The following is a 17104-nucleotide window of genomic DNA, read 5'->3' on the forward strand; positions in this document are numbered from 1 at the left end:
GGCATTATCCTTCACTAATCTCCGCCCGGCGCAAGTTCCGGGTACGTGCAGCCTCCCAAATTATGCACTATAATGAGAACATTGCTGTTCTAGTGTGCAGATGAAAGGGGAACTACTCTAAATGAATCAAGCTTTATTAAAACTGGAGCAGAAGCTTGCGGCCGGCGGCCTCGATGCTCTGCTCGTAACTGATCCCAAGCATGTATATTACTTGACCGGCTTCGCCAGCAACCCGCATGAGCGCTTCCTCGGCCTGCTGCTGATCCGCGGCGAGGAGCCTGTGCTGATTGTCCCGGCGCTGGACGCCGAAGCAGCGCATGCCGCCTCCTCCGTCAAGACGATTCTGACGCACAGCGACACGGATAACCCGTACGAGCTGCTTAAATCACGCTTCGGCGGTGTTAATCCGGGCAGCTTCGGCATTGAGAAGGAGCATTTCTCCGTCAGCCGTTATGAACTCCTAACTGAAGCGGTCAAGGCCGGCTCCTTCAGCGACATCGGCCACCTGCTCCGGGCGATGCGCGTGATTAAGACGCCTGAGGAAGTTGCCATCATGAAGCATGCCGCTGAGCTTGTGGAGGAGGTTCTCCGCCGCGGCCTGGCACATGTCAAATCCGGTGTCAGCGAGATCGAGCTGGTAGCCGAGCTTGAATATCTGATGAAAAAGACCGGTGCCGCAGGCCCCTCCTTCGACACCATGGTGCTCTCCGGACCCAAAACCGCGCTGCCGCACGGGGTGCCGGGGGAACGCATCATCCAGAATGGCGATCTGCTCATGTTCGATCTTGGCGTCTACGCTGGAGGATATGCCTCTGACATTACCCGCACCTTCGCTGTAGGCGAAGTAGACCCTAAGTTAAAAGAGATCTACAATACCGTGCTTGCTGCCAATGAAGCCGGGATTGCCGCTTCCGTTGCCGGGGCTACTTACGGTTCCGTCGATAAGGCCGCACGCGATGTGATTGAAGCCGCCGGCTACGGTGAATACTTCATGCACCGGGTCGGACACGGCCTTGGCATGGATACACATGAATATCCCTCCCTTCACGGACTGAATACCGATTTGATCAGTAACGGCAATGTGTTCACCGTAGAGCCGGGGATTTACGTGCCGGGACTCGGCGGTGTGCGGATTGAGGATGATGTGCTGGTAACAGCCGAAGGCCCGCAGACGCTGACCAGTTTCCCGAAAGAGCTGACTGTGCTGAGCCTGTAATTCACAAAACACAGCAATAAAGCCCCAATCTCCGGATTATAACGCGGAGGTTGGGGCTTTTTGCTATACGGGTTATCTATGAGATGTTGCGTGTAGCTGCCGGTGTGCCGCCCTGCTGCTCTTCTTCAGCAAACCTGAAGGAACGGGCAAGATAGAGGACAGGTGTGCCGGCAGCGGTGAGAATGAATTTAGCCAGATAGGTGGTCAGGAGGATCTCTGTCCATACCATCCAGTCATACTGTCCGGCAAAAGCAATGGTGCAGAAGATCAGCGTATCGACAAAAGAGCTGACCATCGTACTGCCGTTGGAGCGGATCCACAGCTGACGCGAGCTGCCATAATACTTGCGGATCCAGGCGTACAGCCGCACATCCAGGAACTGGCTGATGAAATACGCGGTAAGGCTGCCCAGGGCAAGCCGCGGCATCAGGCCGAAAATCGTCTGCAGCGAGGATTGGGCAATATCCGTTTCCTGCGGCTTAAACACCAGCACCATCTGCATAATGACTGTCGTCATCAGCAGCGTGAAGAATCCGAACCAGACAGCGCCGCGCGCTTCCTTCCGCCCGTAGCGTTCATTCAGCAGATCGCTGGTCATATACAGTGTGACATACATCGTATTCCCCAAGGTCATGACAATATCGAAAGGCATCGCGATCGTCTTGGCTACTTGAATATTGGCGACCACGGTTGCCATGCCGACCCAGGCATAAAGCCCTTTTTTACCGAATAAACGGTAGCAGAGCAGAAAGAACACAAAATTAACAACTACAAACAGAATACCCCATAACAAGTTGAACATAAATCAACTAACTCCTCCTAGTTTTGTTTACGCGGGATGGTTACGAACCGCGGCCAGCAAGTTTTAGACACAAAACATTAATACTTTATCACATCGTCAGCTAACAATCTATAAAATTTCAAATTTTCATGAAAACTATATTATACTAACATTTCTCCGAAAATTGATGATAGACTCAATAAATATTCATTCTTTTCAGAAAATTATATGACATATAGCTAACTTTCACTATTCAACCGGGGGTTAATTCTATAGAATAGTTATCAATTACATTCCCGCTTACGATAGCTTCATATATGACCTACACCTATGGAATATATTGCAGCTTGCCTGGCTTTTGGTCCGGCTTGGGAGAAGAATGCAATTAACAGAAAAGGAGAGAATGAAATGTTAAGCTTCAAAAAATCGATCAGCCGTAAGTTTATCCTTTTGTTGTTCGTCGTTCTGCTGCTTACTTCGCTTTTACTAAGCATCAGTTTCTACTTCATATCCATTAATACCATCGACAGCTACGTTATGCCGCAGATCAACAAGCAGCTGACTGCCTCAGCACAGGATGTATATAAAAGTCTGAACGCGACCAGCGCCCAGCAGACCCTTAATAAAAATGAGCAGGCCAGGACGAATGTCGAATTCTATTTTGAAGAAAAAAGAAAACAGCATAATGTGGAGACCATATTCCTCATCGATCTGCGGGAGGGCAAAGCCACAGTCCTGACTGCAGACCACGTTGCCAAACTTAAGCCGGAGGAATCGATTCAGGTATGGCCAGCCATGGAGCAAGCCGCCAAAGGTAAAGCGGGACTAAGTGAAATTTATGCCGATAGCCACGGTGTACATAAGACTGCATATGTCGGGGTTCCTGGTACCACGATGATTGTAGGTGTAAGCTCGGATGTAGGATTTGTACAGGATAAAATGAACAGTATACTCTGGACCAGTGCGGGTATTACCCTGCTGGCGCTTATTATCGGATTGTCCGCAGCCGCATTTATGAGCCGCAGAATTACCCGCCCGATAACGCAGCTTGCCGCTTACAGCAATAAGCTCGCCGGAGGCGACTTCACTGAGACCCTCACCATAAAAGGCAGTGATGAGGTAGGCCAGCTCTCTGAGAGCTTCCGGATCATGAGCGAACGGCTTAAGGAGATGATCGGACATGTGCTTGATACCTCCGGTACAGTCGTTACTGATTCCAATGACCTCAAGGAACGTGTACAGGTGCTGAACACGATGGCTGAGCATTCAGCTTCCTCTGTGGAGGAGATCGGTAAAGGCAGCACGATGATTGCCAGCAGCGCACTGGACAATTCCCGGGCCATGGATGAGATTAACATCGGTATCCAGCATATCGCTTCCGCTGCCGGAGAGGTTACCGAACAGATCAGCGAAGCTTCCGCAGAAGCCATGGGCGGCAATGAAATTGCCCAGAGTGCTGTCCAGCAGATGCGCCAGGTGGAGCAGGCCTCCATTCAGTCCATGGAGCAGTTCCGCATTATGAATGAACGCTCCCTTATGATCGGGGAAGTTGTGCAGGGCATTACCGAAATTACAAAACAGATCCAGATGCTGTCGCTTAACGCCTCCATCGAAGCTGCGCGTGCCGGAGAACACGGCCGGGGATTCGCTGTTGTTGCCGGTGAAGTGCGCAAGCTCTCTGAGCAGTCTAAGGAATCCAATGAACAAATCCGTGAATTCCTGCTCGGCCTGCAAGAAGATATGAACCACTCCGTATCTGAAATGAATCATGTGAATGCGGAAGTGGCTTCAGGGATGAACAAGGTTGTCGAAGCGGGGAATGCCTTTAACCACCTGCTGATTCTGATCCAGAGCATCAATCACAGCATCCAGTCTGTCTCTGCCGCTACCCAGCAGATCTCCGCAGGCACCGAAGAGGTTAGCGCCTCCGTGGAGGAAACTGCGCAGATTACAGCCAAATCTCAGCAAAGCGCGGCTACATTGACAGACAATTCCGCACGGCAGCACCAGGAGCTGGAAGGGCATGCGCTGACCGTCGAGCATCTGCATCAGCAGGCCGTAAAGCTGCAGAAGGCTGTCGGGCAGTTCAAAATTTAAGCTTGGTGTTTCAGCGGAAAATAGAAGGACAAGTTATTCTGTATGCATATAAATTCTTATAATGTTACACAAAAAAGCAGTTCCTAAGGCCTCGTGGCTGTTGGAACTGCTTTTTTATATACCCGGAGTTTCGCCTGTTCAGTGTCTTGGCGCCCACAGAATAACCGAGACGCCGATCACACAGATACCGGCTCCAATCCAGTCGTAGAGATCCGGGGTTTTGCGGTCTACCAGCCAGCCCCACAGTACGGCAAGGACAATGAATACTCCGCCATAAGCGGCGTAAACCCGCCCGAAGGAAGGGAATTTCTGCAGCGTCGGGATAATCCCGTAAGCGATCAGAATGAATGACCCCAGCAGGCCGTACCACAGCGGGCGTGATTCCCGCAGCCAGAGCCAGACCAGATAACCGCCGCCGATCTCAGCCAGACCCGCCACAATGAACAACAGCACCGCAATAGCCATTGTTATTCCTCTCTTCCCGGCAAGCCCATAATATTGTAAACAGCATGCATATCCAGATGCTTCCTGACAGTATCCGCCAGCCGGTCAAACTCCTGCTCACGCAGCGCTGCCGCTGAATAGGTCACAGACAGCTGCGCCAGTCCTTTGGACCGGCGCAGCCCGTTCAGCCAGCCCCGGCGGAATTCGTCATTATGGAACAGCCCGTGCAGATAGCTGCCCCAGATTCTCCCGTCCGTTGTTCCCCAGCCTTCCGGCACTGCCTGGCCTTCCGGCCCGTTCAGGCTGAACAGGCCGGATACGGAAGCTGTGTCCAGATTTGTAGTCTTTCCCATATGTATCTCGTAACCGGAAACAGCTCCGTGATGCTCCCCGCTTAATTGCAGCGGATGCCCGTCCGCCAGCTTTCCGCTAACGCGGACGGTAGTCTTCTGCGGCAGAAACGTAGTTGAGAGCGGCAAATACCCGAGCCCCTCACTCTCTCCCGGCTCAGCACTCTCGATCGCATCAGGGTCAAGCAGCTTCTGGCCAAGCATCTGGTATCCTCCGCAAATCCCTGCAAGCTGCTGGCATCCCTCGCCCAGCGCACGCCCGATTGCCTCCGGGAATCCCTGCTCCCGCAAGTACTGCAGATCAGCCGCGGTATTCTTCGTCCCCGGAAGAATGATGGCATCCGGCGTTCCCAGCTCATCTGCCGATGCCACATAACGCACCGCTGTATCCGGCTCGTCCTCCAGCGGATCGAAATCGGTAAAGTTGGAAATACGCGGATAACGGATAACGGCGATGTCCAGCTCCCTCTCTGAATCCGTACGCTGGCGGCCGGATGCGCTGTCCAGGACTACGGAGTCTTCCGCTTCAATCCGCAGCTGCGGCAGAAACGGCAAGACGCCGAGCACCGGAATGCCGGTACGCTCCTCCAGCCAGTCCAGCCCGGGCTGCAGCAGCGAGACGTCACCGCGGAATTTATTGATAATGAAGCCTTTGACCCTGGCCCGCTCATGCGGCTCCAGCAGCTCAAGCGTACCGACGATGAAGGCAAAAACGCCGCCCCGGTCGATATCGGCCACCAGCACCACCGGCGCATCCGCCCAGCCGGCCAGATTCATATTGACGATATCCCGGGCTTTGAGATTAATCTCCGCCGGGCTGCCTGCCCCTTCCATCAGGACAACCTCATAAGCCTCCCGCAGCCGGTTCAGCGCAGCCATCACGGTACCTTTTGCTTCAGGCAGAAATTTCTCGCGGTATTCTCTCGCACTAAGCGCCGCATGCGGCACTCCGTGCACCACAATCTGTGCACTCATCTCCCCGGAGGGCTTCAGCAGAATCGGGTTCATATCGCTGGTGGCTGTGATGCCGAAGGCCTCCGCCTGCATGCCCTGAGCCCGGCCGATCTCTAAGCCGCCCTCTGTTACGTAGGAATTCAGCGCCATATTCTGCGACTTGAACGGCGCGGTGCGGTATCCGTCCTGCATCATAATCCGTCCGATGGCAGCAGTGACGAGACTTTTGCCGACATCGGAGGCTGTTCCCTGCACCATCAGCACAGCGCCGGGCAGCAGCTGATCAGGTTGACCAGCCGCTGCCCGGGAGCCGGCCGGGGCAGAAGCGAATGCAGCCTGAGCTGCAGCTGTATCTTCCATGTTCGTCCTCCTCGGTTTCTTGCTGCTGCCGGGGTTCCCGGCGGTGCAGCTCAGTTCGTGCCGCAGCGGCGCTGTGTTAAGTGTACGGCGATTAGCCCGTTAGGGCAGTGGGCCGCTGCGCGTTAAGGGCAACAGCAGGTGCTGACGCTACTGGAGATTGTGCTGCAGCAGCACCAGCACAAGCAGGACCACCGCCTCCAGCAGCTCGTTCAGCGCGCCGTAGACGTCGCCGGTGAGCCCGCCGAGCCGGCTGCTGATCCGCCGCGCAGCGAGCCTGCCGCAGGCTGCCGCTGCCGCCGGCGCCAGGATGGCCGCTGCCGCTAGCCGCGGCCAGGCCCCTGTGCCCGCGCCGAGCGCCAGCGGTGCTGCGGCTGCGGCCAGGGTGAGCAGCGCGGCGGTGAGACGCGCGCGCCGCTCCTGCCGGGCAGGCAGCCCGCCGAAGCTGGCGGCCAGCCCTTCATTGCCGCGGGCCAGCGGATAGCGGGCCATGGCCCGCACCATGTACCAGCGGCTCCACACCGGCGGCAGCAGGAGCAGCGGCAGCATGCTGTATGCGCCGCCTTCGATGAATGCCGCCAGCAGCGAGGCCTTCAGCAGCAGCAGCAGCACACAGGCCAGCACACCCATAGCGCCGACACGGCTGTCCTTCATAATCTCCAGCATCCGCTCCCTCGAGCGGTAGCTGAGCAGTGCATCGGCGCTGTCCATCCAGCCGTCCAGATGCAGCCCGCCGGTCAGCCCCGTCCACAGGATAAGGGTGATGACAGCGGCAGGCCAGGCCGGCAGCAGCCAGGCTGCGGCTGCCGCACCCAGCGCGGCGCTGAGGCCGATCGCCGCACCGACCAGCGGATAATAGACTACGCTCCGCCGCAGCAGCTCCGCCGAGAAGTCCGGGCTGTACTTTACCGGGAAGCGTGACAGAAACTGAAAAGCGGCAGAAGCATCCCCCCGCGCGCTCACAGCAGGTACTCCCGGCTCTTCAGCTCTACCGGAATTCCGGCTGTGACCAGGAATACCTGGCTGCACTGCCGGGCAAGACCTGCATTCATCCGTCCGGCCAGATCACGGTAGAGCCGGCCGAGTGAATATTCAGGCACAATGCCGTCGCCTACTTCATTAGTCACGAGAATAAGCGTCCCCTGGAACGAGGCTACACTCCGTGCAAGCCGCGCAATTTCGTCTTCTACCAGCTGCTGCCTGTCCTTATGCTCCTCCACCGACAGCAGCCTGTTCGACAGCCACAGTGTCAGGCAGTCCACAAGCACCGCCCGGCCGCCGCCGGACAGCTTGTCCAGCAACGCCGCGAGTTCGAGCGGCTCTTCTACCGTCTCCCACAGTCCGCCGCCCTCACCGCGCTGCTGCCGGTGCAGGTCGATCCGCGCCTGCATCTCTTCATCGAAGGCCTGGCCGGTCGCCACATATACCGCCTGCTGCGGATGCGCAAGCTTCCGGGTCAGGGTCTCGGCGAAGCCGCTTTTGCCGCTGCGGGCGCCTCCGGTTACAAGAATGCTCATGGCTTCTCCGATCCGGAGACCCCCGCGCTTTCAAAGGTTGCCATCTCCCGCATAATCCGGCAGACCGCCTCAATGAAATGCAGGCACAGCACCCCGCCGGTTCCTTCGCCGAGCCGCAGCCCGAGATCAAGCAGCGCTTCAAGGCCCAGCCGCTCCAGCATCAGCTTGTGGCCCTGCTCACCGGAGACATGGGAAGCTATCATATACGCTGTTGCTTCCGGGGCCAGCGCTTTGGCAATCAAGGCTGCCGCTCCGGAGATGAAGCCGTCCAGGATAACCGGAATCCTCAGGGCCGCCGCCCCCAGAATCAGCCCGGCCAGGCCGGCAATCTCCAGTCCCCCCACCTTGGCGAGCACATCCACCGGATCTGCAGAATCCGGCTTATTAACCTGGAGCGAGCGCTCTACAACCGAGATTTTGTGACGCAGACGTTCATCATCAATTCCGGTGCCCCGTCCAACTGCCGCTTCCGCAGGAATACCCTCCAGTGCACACAGCACCGCAGCGCTAGCCGTCGTATTGCCGATCCCCATCTCGCCCGTAATAAAAATCTCCGTCCCGTTCTTCGCCGCCTCCTGGGCTACATGTACGCCGGCCAGAATGGCCCGCAGCGCTTCATCACGGCTCATCGACGGGCCGGCCGCCATATTGTCCGTGCCCCGGCGCACCTTACGGTCAATCAGCTGCGGATGGATGATATCGCCATTAATGCCGATATCCACGAACTGCACCTCTGCCCCGCCTTGCCGGGCCAGTACATTGACTGCCGCACCGCCGCTAAGGAAGTTATAGGCCATCTGCATTGTAACCTCTTGCGGGAATGCGCTTACGCCTTCACTGCATACCCCGTGATCCGCGGCCATTACCACTACTGTCCGTTTGTCATAACGGGGCTGCTCCACTTTGGAGATACCGGCAAGGCGGACGGCGAGCGCCTCCAGCCGCCCGAGGCTTCCCGGCGGCTTGGTCAGACTGTTCAGGCGGAGCACCGCCTGCAGTGTAGCTTTTTCATCAGGCGGAGATATGCGTCCGGTTACTTCTTGAATGGCTGTGATCATGATATTACCTCCTGTTATATGATTGCGGGCGAGAGTCCCGCTGCAGAACATCAATGAATCCCTTTAAGCAGCTCTGATTCATAGCCGGCCTGCGCAGACACTGGAAAACGCCAAAAAGCCCCCTGCGAAGAAGGGAGCTTCCACTGTCTGGCCGCAGACGCAGGCCGATAAACTGCTGTATATCCCTAAATCTTCCTTAAAGGATTATAGGTGATCCAGGATGATCTTACAATTAGATTTTTACCTTCATGAAGCTTCCCAGCCGCTCCAGCGCTTCGGTTAATTTCGCTGTCGAGGCTGCGTAGGAGCAGCGGATATAGCCTTCCCCAACGGCTCCGAATACATGGCCCGGGACCACAGCAACGCCCGCCTCCTTCAGCAGCCTTAAGGCAAATTCCTCCGAGCTCATCCCGGTGTGGGCAATGGACGGGAAGGCGTAGAAGGCCCCCTCCGGCAGATGGCAATGCAGGCCGGCCGCCCGCAGCCCCTCAACCAGCAGAGTCCGGCGTTCCTTGAAGATGCCCTTCATCCGGTCCTTATCCGGCAGCGCACTGCGCAGTGCTTCAATCGCGGCAACCTGGCTCATCACCGGGGCGCACATGGCGGTGTATTGATGAATCTTCAGCATAGCTGCCAGCAGCCCGCTGTTGCCGCAGGCATAACCGATCCGCCACCCCGTCATGGCAAAAGCCTTCGAGAAGCCGCTGATTAAGATCGTGCGGTCCTTCATGTCCGGAAGTGAAGCCAGACTTACATGCCTGCTGTCATATGTCAGCTCGGCGTAGACTTCATCGGTAATCACAAGCAGCCCGTGCTCCTTCACTACCTCCGCTACCGGCAGCCAGTCCTCATAAGTCATGACCGCTCCGGTCGGGTTATTCGGAAAATTAACAATCAGCAGCTTGGAGCGCGGCGTAATCGCCTGGCGCAGTGCTTCAGCAGTGAGCTTAAAGCCCTGCCCGGCTGCAGTCTCCACCGGCACGACCGTTCCGCCGTTCAGATGGGCGATCGGTGCGTAAGCAACATATCCCGGTGAAGGGATCAGAATCTCATCGCCCGGAACAATGAAAGCCCGCAACGCCAAATCCAAGGCTTCACTGCTCCCCACAGTAACCAGAATTTCCTCCTGCGGATCATACGGCAGCCCAAAGCCTGCCGCTAAATATCCGGCAATCTCCTCCCGCAGCTCCATCAAACCGCTGTTGGGCGTATATCCCGTTTCTCCCCGGTCCAGGGCGCGGATACAGGCTGCCCGGACCTGCTCAGGGGTTGCGAAGTCCGGTTCGCCTACTCCGAGTGATATTATATCGTTGTTACCCGCAGCAAGATCAAAAAAAGCCCGGATGCCCGAAGGCGGAATCTCCCTGACCCGGGGAGCGACCGGGTCACTGCTGCGCGGGAAGGCACCAGGCGCGGCAAAGGGCAGGGGCCTCAGGCGCGGCTGCGCAGATTGATGTCTGCTCATGATCGGCCGCCCCCTTGCCCTGCATACTCCGGCTCCGGCTCCGATTCAGCCGCTATTCCTCCGCGCTCCTGCAGCGATCTGCTGATGATCTCATCCAGCAGCCTGCTGAAGGAAAGCCCTGCTGCTCCGGCACTCTGCGGCAGCAGGCTGGTTGCCGTCATCCCGGGCAGTGTATTCACTTCCAGCACATAGGGAATTCCGTCCGCCAGCAGCATATCCACCCGGGCATACACCGTACATTTCAGTGCCCGGTAGCAGGCCAGCGCCGCTGCTCGTACCTGTTCCTCCACTCCGGCAGGCAGCCGGATAATCTGCTCCTCTGCCCCGCCCTGCTCGTATTTGGCCGTATAATCGAACCAGTCGCTGCCCAGCGACTGAATCCCGATCACGGGCAGCATTTCTCCCCCCAGAATGGAGCAGGTAATCTCCTGTCCTGCGGTGTAGCGCTCAATCAGCACCGACCGGTCAGCGGCAAAAGCCTTCTCCACCGCCCCCCTTAGCTCCTGCGGATGATTTACCTTCGTCATGCCGATGCTCGAGCCGCCGGAATTCGGCTTGACCATCACCGGATAACCGAGCCGCTGCACGGCTTCCGGGTCATATTCACTGATATGCTCCCAGCACAGCCAGTCGGGTGTGGGGATATTTTGGCTGCGGATCACCGTCTTGGCCAGTGCTTTATCCATACAGAGACTGCTGGAGAGCACCCCGCTCCCGGAATAGGGGATGCCCAGCGTTTCAAGCGTTCCCTGAACAGTGCCGTCCTCACCGTAAGTCCCGTGCAGGGCGAGCAGCGCGAAGTCCAGCCCATTAACTCCTGCCAGCAGCTCTTCCCGTGAAGTGATGGGAACAGGAATCCCGATATATTTTGCCGGATCCAGCGCCTTCAGCATCTCCCTGCCCGTATTCAGCGACACCTCATATTCGGACGATACGCCGCCCATAATAACACCCACTCTGATCATATCCGTACACTCCTCATCCCATTAGTTGCCGTGCTGCTGCGCCGATAATCTCGATCCCTTTGCGAATATCCTCATCCGCCACTCTGGAGAAGCCCAGCCGCAGCGTATTTTTTCCTGTACCGTCAGTGAAGAAGATGTCGCCCGCCGTAAAAATAACCCCCTGCCTGTGGCACGCCGCAAGCAATTCCCTTGTATTGAAACCTTCCGCAAACGTTATGAACAGATGCAGTCCCCCGTCCCCCGACAATGAGGCATACGGAATATGCTCCTTGCAGCAGGCCAGCGTCAGCTCGTATTTGCGTTTATACTCCAGCCGGGCTTTCTTCAGGTACTTCTCCAGATTGCCGCCCAGCAGATACTGGTACAGAATGGACTGGTCGAGCGTCGACGTATGGATCGTTTGGGCTCTTTTCACACTTTCGAGGTAGTAGATCAGCTCCTGATCCGCCAGCACCCAGCCTACCCGCAGTCCCGGAAAAAGCACCTTGGAAAAGCTGCCGAGATAGACCACGCTGTTCCCGCCGCCTGCCGCAGCAATTAACGGAGCCGTATGGGCCCCCGAATAACGCAGCTCCTCGTTGAAACCGTCCTCGATGACCGGCACCTTGTACTCTGACATGAGCTGCATCAGCCGGTGTCTTTTCTCGGGGGACATGACGATCCCGGTAGGATTGTGGTAAGAAGGCACCAGATACGCACAGTCGTACTCCTGCTCTCCGAGCGCCCGCTTCAGTTCACCGAGATCCATGCCGTCCCGCTCCATCGCCACCCCGCGGATCCCGAAGCCGTGCAGCTTCAGATTCTTAATCGCCGTGTGATGCGTAGGATTCTCGCAGAGCACTCTGCCATGCCGCTTGCCGAGCGCAGAGAGTACCAGGTTGAACCCTTCGGTGAATCCGTTCGTAATCAGCAGATCCTTTCCGCGCAGGTCCACGCCTTTATGCTCCATATATCGCTTCAAATATTCTATTAATGGCTTATAGCCCTTGGCATAGCCGTAGTTCAGCAGAACATTGCCCTCCACAGACATCCGCTCGAGAAAAGCCCGTTTGACATGATCCAGCTCGAAAAGGCTCTCATCCGGTGCGATACTGGTAAAAGAAATCGTGCCTCTCTCCGCGCGTATCCCCCGCTTCATAATGTCCAGCTCTTCCGCCAGCAGCGCATGACTGCTTAAGCGTTCTTTCCAGTCCGTGCTCCAGCTGGCGGCTTCCTGTCCCGCCTGGCCCGCCGCTGCGCCTTGGGAGACATAACTCCCCTGCCCCTGCACCGTATAGGCGAAGCCGTCATCCTCAAGCCCCTCATACGCTGAGATAACGGAGTTGCGGCTAACCTTGAGCAGCGTGCTTAGTTCCCGTGTAGAGGGGAGCTTCTGTCCGCCCTGGAGCGCGCTTTTGATAATGAGATGCTTCATGTAATCCTTCACCTGGATATATACCGGACGTCCGGCAATGAGCTTGAAATCCTTGAACATACCGTTATCGCCCCCATAGCTATCATGGCACAGACTCCGCCGTAAAAAAAGAACCACAGCCCCGGGATTTTCTTCCGGCTGTGGTTCTTTGCGGGGACGGGAGGGATTAGACAGGGGAAAAGTGGTGGACGGATGAGGGGGTGGTGACGAGGTTGAGCATCGGAGAGCGGTGGTGACGGGCGGCGACACAGGGAGCGGCGGGCGGTGACGCGGGGAGCGGCGGGCGGCGACGCAGGGAGCGGCGGGCGGCGACGCAGGGAGCGGCGGGCGGCGACGCAGGGAGCGGCGGGCGGCGACGCAGGGAGCGGCGGGCGGTGACGCGGGGAGCGGCGGGCGGCGACGCGGGCAGTGGCGGGCGGCGACGCAGGGAGCGGCGGGCGGTGACGCAGGGAGTGGCGGGCGGCGACGCGGGCAGTGGCGGGCGGCGACGCAGGGAGCGGCGGGCGGTGACGCGGGGAGCGGCGGGCGGCGACGCGGGGAGCGGCGGGCGGCGACGCGGGCTGAGCCATACATCGGCCGTCCGCCCGAGTACGGTGAATTCCCGGGCATTTCTGACCTTATTTTCGGCCATTTGCTCTCGTAGGCTATTTCTCACAGTTTTAATGATGATAGAAAGCTACCCTCACTAATTTCCTTCTATCTCACTTCTAGTCAATTTAAAGGGACTTTTCACTCTATTTCCCTCGTATCTCCCATTTCCGGCCAATTTAAAGGGACTTTTCACTCTATTTCTCTCATATCTCCCATTTCGGGCCAATTTAAAGGGACTTTTCACTCTATTTTCTTCGTATCTCCCATTTTTGGCCAATATAAAGGGACTTTTCACTCTATTCCCTTATTTCCTCTTCCCCCGCACTTTGCACTTTTGCACTTTGGCATCAAAGGTACATTTGCTCCATATTTCTGCCATTTACGATCGATGGCTAAAGATAGGGTACATTTTTGCTACTCATTATCTTGTACAGGACATATTCGGCATTAATGCATAAATAGAATAGATTGCCCATGTTCGCGGCCGGATTAAAAGCTGCGGAGATAATTAACAGCGAGTTTGCCCCTAAGTTAAAACCGAATCAGCACCAGCAGGCTGGGTGTGCTACGTTTCAAACGAAACTGCACGCCAAGCTCCTTCATCACGGCGAAGGGTCAAAACGATGACCTCGCCGGGAGCAGGCGCAGCGGCTGTATAGAATGTTACTCCTTCGTTTAACCGCGCCAACAGCAGACGGATAATGCCACCATGTGTCACGATCAGCACCCGCAGAGGCGAGGGCTGCTTGGAGAGCCCGCCGCGAGACAGAAGATTAGGTGCTGAATCCTGCTGCTGCGGACTAGCATGATGGGAAGCTGGCTGCGATGAACTTACGATGTGTGTGCTATCCTCAAGTCCGGTACTTGTACGACTTGCGTTTATAGCCGCAAGCTCGGCCTCTTGCACCTGTACCTGCCCAAGCTCCCGCTCTAACCCCAGCTCCAGCTCTTGCATCTGCACTTGCACCTGCTCTAGCTCCTGCTCCAGCTGTCCCCAGAACTGGTCCAGTCGGGCCTCAAAGCCCGCCCAGCTTTCCCCTTCGGGCGGTGTCACCGATCCGGGGTCATCAATCCAGCGGCGGTAATTGTTGTTATGCCGGAGCTGATCATAGGTACAGCCTTCCCAGGCACCGAAATTCAGCTCACGCAGCCGTGGATCAAAGGCTGCCTGCTGCTCCAGATGCGGCGCCATAGCAGACAAGGTTTCCCGACACCTGAGCAGGTCACTGCAGTAGACACGCCGGAAATCACCAGCCAGTTCCGGCAGTGGCTGTAACGCAGCCAGCTTGTGCCGCTCCTCTGCCAACAGCGGCAGATCAGTGTGGCCCAGATACCGCCGCTCCTGATTCCACGTCGTATTTCCATGGCGTATAAGCACCAGTTCAAAATCAATCCGCCGCTCCGGATTCATTGTGTCACTGCAATTCTCTAAATCTAAACCCTTCAAATGACCTTCGTTACCTATCTCCACTCTGCCCGCCCCCCTATTTCCTGTCATAACAATGCAATGGAAGCACATAGACGAAGATAGCTAAACCAGGTAAAATCATCCACGAAATAATTTTCACCCGCACTCTCTTGCCTATGAGCACTCCGCTCAGCAACCTATCCGTACCCATAATAAGGGAATAGACATACACGAACAGACTAAGATAGCAAAACTAAGTATCATCATCCGCGAAAAAACTCACACCCGCGCTTCCTTGTCGTCCCGCTCCGCTCAGCCCCCAACCCATGCCACAGCACAGCAATAATTGAGCACACAGACGAAGATGGCAGAACTAACTAAACCTCATCCGCATCCGCGAAAAAACTCACACCCGCGCTTCCTTGCCGTCCCGCTCCGCTCAGCCACCCATCCCATGCCACAGCACAGCAATAATTCAGCACACAGACGAAGATGGCAGAACTAACTAAACCTCATCCGCAAAAAACTTACACCCGCGCTTCCTTGCCGTCCCGCTCCGCTCAGCCCCCCATCCCGTGCCACAGCACAGCAATAATTCAGCACACAGACGAAGATGGCAGAACTAACTAAACCTCATCCGCATCCGCGAAAAAACTTACACCCGCGCTTCCTTGCCGTCCCACTCCGCTCAGCCTCCTATCCCGTGCCACAGAACAGCAATAGCTGCGCACATACAGACAAAGATAGCAGAGCTAAGCATCATCATCCGCGAGGTTACAATAATATCGTCCGGCTCCATTGTCCGCAGCGGCTCTCCCATATATGCGCGGAATGAAGCTACACCATGGTAGACATTCTCGCCGCCCAGTCGGATGCCAAGGGCTCCGGCGACTGCCGACTCGGGATAGCCGCTGTTCGGGCTGGGGTGCAGCCGGGCATCACGGCGCACGGTACGCCAGCATCTGCGCCAGTCCAAACGCAGCAGCCAGGCACATAAAGTTAATAAGAGCGCTGTAATCCGCGCCGGTATGTAGTTAGCGACATCATCCAGCCTGGCGGAAGCCCAGCCGAGGTCGCGGTATTTGTCGTTCTTATAGCCGACCATGGAATCCAGTGTGTTCACGGCGCGGTAAGCCATCGCCAGCGGCGCTCCCCCCAGCAGGGCGAAAAACAGCGGGGAGATGATCGCATCAACGATATTCTCCGCTACCGTCTCCACGGTACCGCGGACAATCTCCGGACTCTCCAGCGCTGCCGTATCCCGGCCGACGATCATCCCCAGTGCCCGGCGGGCAGCAGGGATATCCCCTTTACGCAGCTCGGCGTACACTGCCATCCCCGCATCTTTCAAGCCTTTGGAGGCGATCGTCGTGGAGATCAGCCATACCTCCGCTGCTCCGGCCAGCCATGGAGATACCCTGGCGAGCAGCAGGACGAGCAGGGCTGTCAGCCCCCAGGCCCCGCCTGCTATCAGCAGCGGGAGCAGCAGACCCGCCCGCTTCAAGGCACGGGGCCGGACAGCGAAGCGGCGGATCAGCCGCTCTATTGCAGAGATCGCTTTGCCCATATAGATTACTGGATGCGGAATACTGCGCGGGTCACCTACAATCCGGTCCACCACATAGGCCGCCAGCAGGATTATTGCCAGTTTCATTTCCGCTCAGCCTCCGCTGCCTTCACGGACCGCAGGCTTGCCGTCACCGTGCTGTAGACCAGTCTGCCGATGGCTCCGCCAAGATCCGTGGCGGTTCCGGCATACACATGCTCCGCAGCGTAGCGGCGGCTTCCGCTTACGGCAAGCACAACCGCATCCGTAGTCGTCCCGGTTGCAGGCAGACCATTCTCGGCATCAGAGATGCCGAGATCCGCCAGTGCAGCCGCCTTCGCTTCCGTGGCCGTCATCACAGCATTCACCATCGCAGACGGCGACAGCCATCCGTCAATGGCAAGCATAATGTTAATCGTGCCCGGGCGGTAAGCCGCCAGCACGCTGCGCTGCGATCCGGCGCGGGCGGCATTGCCCGCAGCCGCAGTCACGCAGCAGAAAATACCTGCTGACCCCGTATCCTCCTCGGCAACCGCAGCATGCTCGAGCGGAACAGCCGTCATCAGTCCGGCACAGCCTTCCAGCGGATAGCCCCACTCCACCAGCTTCGCCTCCATGTCACGTACCGGATTGCTGCATTCGTAATCCCGGCTGACAAATTGATTCACTGCCCGCTTCAAGCGGCCCATGCCTCCGCCGTATACCGCGCTCGATATACTGTCCGCTTCAGCCGGCAATTCCAGCAGCAGATGTTCCTTCTGCCATTTCAGCACTAATCCTTGCCAAACCCCGCTCCGGTACTCCGTTTCTCCGGCAGCCAGATTAAAGGGAAGCTTCACCCGTACTTCCTCCATGTTCCATCCGCTCCTTCCATACAGTAAGACTATTCAAGAATCTATCCTATCATTATATGATATCTTGTCGGCATTGTATCACTCCTA

Annotated in this window: 14 protein-coding genes and 1 riboswitch; of the genes, 2 read left to right on the top strand and 12 right to left on the bottom strand. The window is 57.1% G+C overall.

Features of this window, described 5'->3' with window-relative positions; translation table 11 throughout:
* The first annotated feature begins 121 nt into the window (after positions 1-121).
* Positions 122-1216, top strand: a complete 1095-nt coding sequence (locus LOS79_RS18195) for a M24 family metallopeptidase (protein ID WP_315411474.1) — start codon at positions 122-124, stop codon at positions 1214-1216.
* Between the two features lie 76 nt (positions 1217-1292).
* Here LOS79_RS18195 and LOS79_RS18200 read toward each other — a convergent pair whose 3' ends face one another.
* A complete protein-coding gene (locus tag LOS79_RS18200; RefSeq protein ID WP_315411475.1) occupies positions 1293-2018 on the bottom strand; it encodes a queuosine precursor transporter in 726 nt (241 codons plus the stop codon).
* A gap of 11 nt (positions 2019-2029) precedes the next feature.
* A riboswitch (PreQ1 riboswitch) is annotated at positions 2030-2075 on the bottom strand.
* Positions 2076-2405: 330 nt separating this feature from the next.
* Between LOS79_RS18200 and LOS79_RS18205 the strand changes: the two genes are divergently transcribed.
* The gene (locus tag LOS79_RS18205; protein ID WP_315411476.1) at positions 2406-4094 is read left to right on the top strand and encodes a methyl-accepting chemotaxis protein; all 1689 of its coding nucleotides are present in this window, start codon (positions 2406-2408) and stop codon (positions 4092-4094) included.
* A 138-nt stretch (positions 4095-4232) separates the two neighbouring features.
* Here the strand turns inward: LOS79_RS18205 and LOS79_RS18210 are convergent, their stop codons facing one another.
* The 11 genes from LOS79_RS18210 to LOS79_RS18260 all read right to left on the bottom strand — a co-directional run bounded on the left by LOS79_RS18210 (position 4233) and on the right by LOS79_RS18260 (position 17017).
* Positions 4233-4559, bottom strand: a complete 327-nt coding sequence (locus LOS79_RS18210; protein ID WP_315411477.1) for a YnfA family protein — start codon at positions 4557-4559, stop codon at positions 4233-4235.
* Between the two features lie 2 nt (positions 4560-4561).
* Positions 4562-6100: a cobyric acid synthase gene (locus tag LOS79_RS18215; protein WP_315422311.1), complete on the bottom strand. Its 1539-nt coding sequence runs from the start codon at positions 6098-6100 to the stop codon at positions 4562-4564.
* A 249-nt stretch (positions 6101-6349) separates the two neighbouring features.
* The gene (cobS, locus tag LOS79_RS18220) at positions 6350-7162 is read right to left on the bottom strand and encodes an adenosylcobinamide-GDP ribazoletransferase (RefSeq protein WP_315411478.1); all 813 of its coding nucleotides are present in this window, start codon (positions 7160-7162) and stop codon (positions 6350-6352) included.
* Positions 7159-7716 carry a bifunctional adenosylcobinamide kinase/adenosylcobinamide-phosphate guanylyltransferase gene (gene cobU / locus LOS79_RS18225; protein ID WP_315411479.1) on the bottom strand — a complete coding sequence of 186 codons (558 nt, stop codon included), beginning with the start codon at positions 7714-7716 and terminating at the stop codon, positions 7159-7161. Before cobU ends, cobS begins: the two co-directional genes overlap by 4 nt.
* Positions 7713-8774 (bottom strand): nicotinate-nucleotide--dimethylbenzimidazole phosphoribosyltransferase, encoded by a 1062-nt coding sequence (cobT, locus tag LOS79_RS18230; RefSeq protein ID WP_315411480.1) that lies wholly within the window; start codon positions 8772-8774, stop codon positions 7713-7715. Before cobT ends, cobU begins: the two co-directional genes overlap by 4 nt.
* Before the next feature lie 232 nt (positions 8775-9006).
* On the bottom strand, positions 9007-10239 hold the full coding sequence (locus LOS79_RS18235) for an aminotransferase class I/II-fold pyridoxal phosphate-dependent enzyme (protein ID WP_315411481.1): 1233 nt from the start codon (positions 10237-10239) through the stop codon (positions 9007-9009).
* The gene (locus tag LOS79_RS18240; RefSeq protein WP_315411482.1) at positions 10236-11204 is read right to left on the bottom strand and encodes a D-alanine--D-alanine ligase; all 969 of its coding nucleotides are present in this window, start codon (positions 11202-11204) and stop codon (positions 10236-10238) included. Before LOS79_RS18240 ends, LOS79_RS18235 begins: the two co-directional genes overlap by 4 nt.
* A 13-nt stretch (positions 11205-11217) precedes the next feature.
* Entirely contained in the window at positions 11218-12678 is a 1461-nt protein-coding gene (locus tag LOS79_RS18245) for an aminotransferase-like domain-containing protein (protein WP_315411483.1), read from the bottom strand.
* 1096 nt (positions 12679-13774) lie between these two features.
* Positions 13775-14680: a histidine phosphatase family protein gene (locus tag LOS79_RS18250; protein ID WP_315411484.1), complete on the bottom strand. Its 906-nt coding sequence runs from the start codon at positions 14678-14680 to the stop codon at positions 13775-13777.
* Between the two features lie 625 nt (positions 14681-15305).
* Entirely contained in the window at positions 15306-16271 is a 966-nt protein-coding gene (gene cbiB / locus LOS79_RS18255) for an adenosylcobinamide-phosphate synthase CbiB (RefSeq protein WP_315411485.1), read from the bottom strand.
* Positions 16268-17017, bottom strand: a complete 750-nt coding sequence (locus LOS79_RS18260; RefSeq protein WP_315411486.1) for an adenosylcobinamide amidohydrolase — start codon at positions 17015-17017, stop codon at positions 16268-16270. Before LOS79_RS18260 ends, cbiB begins: the two co-directional genes overlap by 4 nt.
* Between the last annotated feature and the right edge of the window lie 87 nt (positions 17018-17104).

This window comes from Paenibacillus sp. MMS20-IR301 (assembly GCF_032302195.1).
In the GTDB taxonomy this organism is placed as follows: domain Bacteria; phylum Bacillota; class Bacilli; order Paenibacillales; family Paenibacillaceae; genus Paenibacillus_AQ.

What these genes read in the sequence shown, in the direction of transcription:
- LOS79_RS18195 (WP_315411474.1), top strand. Translation starts at nt 122, where the DNA reads ATGAATCAAGCTTTATTAAAACTGGAGCAGAAGCTTGCGGCCGGCGGC.
- LOS79_RS18200 (WP_315411475.1), bottom strand. Translation starts at nt 2,018, where the DNA reads ATGTTCAACTTGTTATGGGGTATTCTGTTTGTAGTTGTTAATTTTGTG.
- LOS79_RS18205 (WP_315411476.1), top strand. Translation starts at nt 2,406, where the DNA reads ATGTTAAGCTTCAAAAAATCGATCAGCCGTAAGTTTATCCTTTTGTTG.
- LOS79_RS18210 (WP_315411477.1), bottom strand. Translation starts at nt 4,559, where the DNA reads ATGGCTATTGCGGTGCTGTTGTTCATTGTGGCGGGTCTGGCTGAGATC.
- LOS79_RS18215 (WP_315422311.1), bottom strand. Translation starts at nt 6,100, where the DNA reads ATGGTGCAGGGAACAGCCTCCGATGTCGGCAAAAGTCTCGTCACTGCT.
- cobU (WP_315411479.1), bottom strand. Translation starts at nt 7,716, where the DNA reads ATGAGCATTCTTGTAACCGGAGGCGCCCGCAGCGGCAAAAGCGGCTTC.
- cobT (WP_315411480.1), bottom strand. Translation starts at nt 8,774, where the DNA reads ATGATCACAGCCATTCAAGAAGTAACCGGACGCATATCTCCGCCTGAT.
- LOS79_RS18235 (WP_315411481.1), bottom strand. Translation starts at nt 10,239, where the DNA reads ATGAGCAGACATCAATCTGCGCAGCCGCGCCTGAGGCCCCTGCCCTTT.
- LOS79_RS18240 (WP_315411482.1), bottom strand. Translation starts at nt 11,204, where the DNA reads ATGATCAGAGTGGGTGTTATTATGGGCGGCGTATCGTCCGAATATGAG.
- LOS79_RS18245 (WP_315411483.1), bottom strand. Translation starts at nt 12,678, where the DNA reads ATGTTCAAGGATTTCAAGCTCATTGCCGGACGTCCGGTATATATCCAG.
- cbiB (WP_315411485.1), bottom strand. Translation starts at nt 16,271, where the DNA reads ATGAAACTGGCAATAATCCTGCTGGCGGCCTATGTGGTGGACCGGATT.
- LOS79_RS18260 (WP_315411486.1), bottom strand. Translation starts at nt 17,017, where the DNA reads ATGGAGGAAGTACGGGTGAAGCTTCCCTTTAATCTGGCTGCCGGAGAA.